4 protein-coding genes and 1 rRNA gene are annotated in these 4,478 nt (G+C 41.3%); 1 reads left to right on the top strand and 4 read right to left on the bottom strand.

The window, feature by feature from the left end:
• Nucleotides 1-288 precede the first annotated feature (288 nt).
• The 3 genes from VLN09_RS07125 to VLN09_RS07115 all read right to left on the bottom strand — a co-directional run bounded on the left by VLN09_RS07125 (nucleotide 289) and on the right by VLN09_RS07115 (nucleotide 3,798).
• A complete protein-coding gene (locus VLN09_RS07125; RefSeq protein WP_325245044.1) occupies nucleotides 289-984 on the bottom strand; it encodes a lysophospholipid acyltransferase family protein in 696 nt (231 codons plus the stop codon).
• A gap of 146 nt (nucleotides 985-1,130) precedes the next feature.
• Nucleotides 1,131-3,017, bottom strand: a complete 1,887-nt coding sequence (gene parE / locus VLN09_RS07120; RefSeq protein WP_325245042.1) for a DNA topoisomerase IV subunit B — start codon at nucleotides 3,015-3,017, stop codon at nucleotides 1,131-1,133.
• A gap of 121 nt (nucleotides 3,018-3,138) precedes the next feature.
• Nucleotides 3,139-3,798, bottom strand: a complete 660-nt coding sequence (locus tag VLN09_RS07115) for a YqiA/YcfP family alpha/beta fold hydrolase (protein ID WP_325245040.1) — start codon at nucleotides 3,796-3,798, stop codon at nucleotides 3,139-3,141.
• 188 nt (nucleotides 3,799-3,986) lie between these two features.
• On the opposite strand from VLN09_RS07115, the gene VLN09_RS07110 reads away from it, so the two are divergent.
• On the top strand, nucleotides 3,987-4,247 hold the full coding sequence (locus VLN09_RS07110; protein WP_325245038.1) for a DUF1289 domain-containing protein: 261 nt from the start codon (nucleotides 3,987-3,989) through the stop codon (nucleotides 4,245-4,247).
• Nucleotides 4,248-4,346: 99 nt separating this feature from the next.
• Here the strand turns inward: VLN09_RS07110 and rrf are convergent.
• Nucleotides 4,347-4,460, bottom strand: a 5S ribosomal RNA gene (rrf, locus tag VLN09_RS07105).
• Between the last annotated feature and the right edge of the window lie 18 nt (nucleotides 4,461-4,478).

Here is a 4,478-nt window from a genome sequence, read left to right as displayed (position 1 = left end):
AGTACTTCTAACCGTTAAGTGTGCTAATGAGCTATTTGATAAATCCTTGTTGCTTAACGATTCAAATATAGTGAGCATAAAAAATCCCTGATACGTCAATATCAGGGATTTTTTATTTATAAACGTGATGAACAACTATTTAAGGTGGTGTTCTAAAAAGTATGCTGGCGATAAAAGTCAATACGAAATCTATGCTAAGTTCTCTGATTCTATAGGGCTTTCAAGGCTTCAAAAATTGTTCAAATTTTAATCAGCATACTTTTTGACACACCACCCTATTTAAAAATACTAGTCAGCAAATTGATTGATGTCTTGTAATGGCTGCGATAAGCGCTCAGGATGTCTTGGCATCACGCCTTGATATTGGGCATAGATTTTTGGCAAGTCCGCTTCGATATCTCCTGTAGGATAAATCACAGGCATAAAGCGTATCTCCTTGGTATTGTAATCCATCGCAACTGGCAAAATAGGTACACCGGCACCTACTGCCAAATAATAAAAACCTGACTTCCAATCCTTGGTATATTGACGCGTACCTTCTGGTGATAGTCCTAAAAACAATGGCTTGCCAGTTTTAAACTTATCAATACTCGCCTGTAATACTGAGCCTTTATTACCACGGTCAATAGGAATAACCCCTATCCAATTTAACAGCTGCGCAAATACAGGCACTTTAAATAAGGTATGTTTACCCATAATACTAATTTTTAAATCAAGGGCAAATAAACTGGGTATGGCATAAATACCATCGACATTCGATGTATGCGGAAGCGCTAGCACCACCGCCTGTGGAATATTTGGTATCTCACCAACGGTACGCCAACCTGCCGCTTTTAATAATACGGAAGCAATGACTGGCGCAATCTTATTACCCCGTTTAGGAACCAAATTACCCAGCTGTTTTTTACTTAGGTTTGGTAATATCTTAGAGCGTGTTGGCTTAGAATTTTTAGCGTTAGAGCGATTAAACAACTTTGATGTCATGACGGCACCATATAATAAAAGATAGTCATATAATACCATTAAGCTCATATAACTAAGCTGGATTTTGCATGCTTTTGTTATGTCAAAGATTGCTCAATCATAAATATAAGTGATGCTAAAAATAAACCTAATCGTCTTCAAAATAGCTATGAGATATCAGCTAAGTTGCCTTTATCCTCAAGCCAAGATTTACGATCAGCAGCACGCTTTTTAGCTAATAACATATCCATCACACTGTTGGTCAACACCATGTCATCCATATCCAACTGGACTAAACGGCGAGTATCACGGTTCATGGTTGTTTCACGCAATTGCTCGGCACTCATTTCACCCAAGCCTTTAAAACGTGTAATTTGGGCTTTTTTATTGCCCGGTACGTTGGCTAAAATATGCTGAAGCTCCGTTTCATCCAACGCATAATGCACCTCTTTCGCCACATCGACGCGATATAGTGGTGGCATTGCCACGAAGAAATGACCAGCATCAACTAAGGCAGGGAAATGCTTCACAAATAGGGCGCAAATCAAGGTCGCAATATGCAGTCCATCAGAGTCGGCATCCGCCAAGATACATACCTTGTCATAACGCAGCTCAGATAAATCGTCAGATGCCGGATCAACCCCAATCGCAATCGCAATATCATGAATTTCTTGACTCGATAGCACCGTATCTGATGACACCTCCCATGTATTTAGAATCTTACCACGTAGAGGTAATATCGCTTGGTAATGACGGTCACGTGCTTGCTTAGCACTACCACCTGCAGAATCACCTTCCACCAAAAATAGCTCAGCCCCATCACGCAAGTCACCACGGCAATCTGCTAACTTCCCAGGGAGTGCAGGACCTTGGGTGATTTTTTTACGTGCAACTTTTTTAGCAGATTTAAGACGACGTCCTTCTTTGTTAATTGCTAGCTCTGCAATCTGCGCGCCCATATCTGCATGCTGATTTAACCACAAGCTAAAGGCATCTTTTGCCAGCGTTTGTACCGCTGCCGCCGCCTCACGACTCGATAAACGCTCTTTGGTTTGACCTGAAAACTGCGGCTCAGAAAATTTAAGCGACAAGATATAATTCACCCCGTCCCACACGTCTTCTGCCGTCAGCTTGACACTACGCGGCAATAAGTTATGAATATCACAAAACTCACGTAACGCTTCTAAAATACCGGTGCGCAAACCATTAACATGGGTACCGCCTTGAGCGGTCGGAATCAGGTTTACGTAGCTTTCTTGAATTGGCGTACCACCCTCAGGCAACCAAGACAATGCAAAGGTAATACCAGCTCGCTCGCCTTTCTTGGCATCATAATGATAATAAAAAGGCTCAGGCGGCAATGTCTCAAGACCGTCTAGCTGCTCGCTTAAATATTCAACGACCCCATCAGTAAACTGCCAAACGACTTTTTCATTATTGATATCGTCAACAAACTCAATCGTCAGTCCAGCTGCTAGCACCGCTTTGGCTTTTAAGTTATGTTTGAGCTGCTTCACGTTAAATTTAGGGGTATCAAAAAAGTTGCCATCTGCCCAGAAATGTACTTTCGTTCCCCGCTTACGCTTATTTGAGCTGATAGTCTCAGTTAATGCCGTTACAGGTGCGCCGTTCTCAAAAGCCATCTCAAACTGCGTGCTATCACGCCATACCGTCACTTCAACTCGCGTCGACAAAGCATTAACGACTGAGATACCGACACCATGCAAACCGCCCGATACTTCATAATTAGAAGTCGAAAATTTACCACCAGCATGTAAGCGGGTTAAAATCAGCTCAATACCTGATTGATTAAATTCAGGATGAATATCTGTTGGCATACCGCGACCATCATCCTCAACCGATAACGAGCCATCACTATGCAGCTGGACTTTGATAACTTTGGCATAACCGCCCAATGCTTCATCGACTGAGTTATCAATCACTTCTTGCGCCAAATGATTGGGACGTGTGGTATCAGTATACATACCTGGGCGACGACGTACCGGCTCAAGCCCTTCTAAAACTTCTAATGATTGCGCATTATATTGACTCACAAATGCATCCTTAACGATTCATGTCTGATTAATTCTATTAAACCATTATAACGAAAAATAGCGACGTTAAGGTTAATAGTCAATCGCTTACGTCAGATAATGTCGCCTATTTCATGGGCGTTTAATACTGTAATAATCGCTTTAATTGATTAATAATCTCTGGTAACTGTTCAGCAAAGTCACTAAATCGATGATCACCACCTGCTTGTAAAGTCACCGTACTGCCTTGCTCTTGGTAAAATGCTTTAGATAATTCAGGATTTAATAACTCATCGCCTTCTTTGATAAGGACAGCAATTTTTTCAGGATAATTAACAGTTAATAATTGATGGGCTGCAAACCATTGTAAATCTGACTGAGTGATACTCCAGCCACCTGCCGTTTTATGCAGAACTCTATCTGCAAGCAGACGGTCTTCACTCTCATTATCTAATAAAACAGCATTCGAGAAACGCTGCAGCGTCATATGAGGCTGCGTACTCGGGTTTAATAATAACGCTGGGCAACCTGTATCATTGCTGACCAAGGTAGAAAAATAACCACCTAAAGAGCTACCAACCAATACTGTATTTGATGAATCAAACTGACTATTTTCAATATTTTTATTATCTAAACTTTCAATTAATGACAGTATTTGAGTAAAAACTTGGTCAGGCGTCTTATTGAAATCAGGACGCAATACATTGATATCAGGACAATATTGCTGACAATAGCGTTCTAATAGCACACCTTTTGTAGAATTGGCATCGCTGTCCAAACCATGAATATAAATAATGTTCACGTGTAATCTCGCTTATTTATTTCGTTATGAGTTTTTTATATGAATAACTAATACTAAGCATAGCACCCAAGCCAAGAAAATAATCAGAATAAAATGGCACACTACTATTCAAGATTTGCGACATAATAGTAGTGTAACGATTGGTTTATGCAAATCAAAGGAATGACATTATTAGCAATGGAGTCGCCATGAACCAACAGATTGAGCTGTTCGAGATTGCCAATCCCTGTATTGGTGTTTGCCGGAGCAATAAAAAAGGGTATTGTTTTGGCTGCTTGCGTAGTCGACGTGAGCGTCAATTATGGCATGACATGACGACTGAACAGCGCCGTGAGGTATTACGGCTGGTTTCTGGACGCAAGTTGCGTATTGAGCAGATAAAACAACGTAAAGGTGAGCAATTAGGATTTGATTTTGAAGGTTTAGTAGAAGATGGCAAGCTATTCTAACTCTTCATATCAAATGAGAAACCAGCATATTTCTAAAAACCACACGCAAAAGAAAACCCCCCTTCGCGTTAGCGAAGGGGGGTTTAGCTGTGAATAGAGAGCTGACGATGACCTACTCTCACATGGGCGAACCACACTACCATTGGCGCGACGATGTTTCACTTCTGAGTTCGGGAAGGGATCAGGTGGGGCCATCGTGCTATTGTCGTCAGCAAAGGGGGTTAGATATGA

Origin of the sequence: Psychrobacter sp. (assembly GCF_035469765.1) — a bacterium.
Classification (GTDB): domain Bacteria; phylum Pseudomonadota; class Gammaproteobacteria; order Pseudomonadales; family Moraxellaceae; genus Psychrobacter.
Note: the sequence above shows the minus strand (reverse complement) of the source record. Positions and strands in the feature narration are given on the sequence as shown.

Excerpts from the sequence above, each read along its gene's own strand:
- VLN09_RS07125 (WP_325245044.1), bottom strand. The coding sequence starts at position 984 with ATGACATCAAAGTTGTTTAATCGCTCTAACGCTAAAAATTCTAAGCCA.
- VLN09_RS07110 (WP_325245038.1), top strand. The coding sequence starts at position 3,987 with ATGAACCAACAGATTGAGCTGTTCGAGATTGCCAATCCCTGTATTGGT.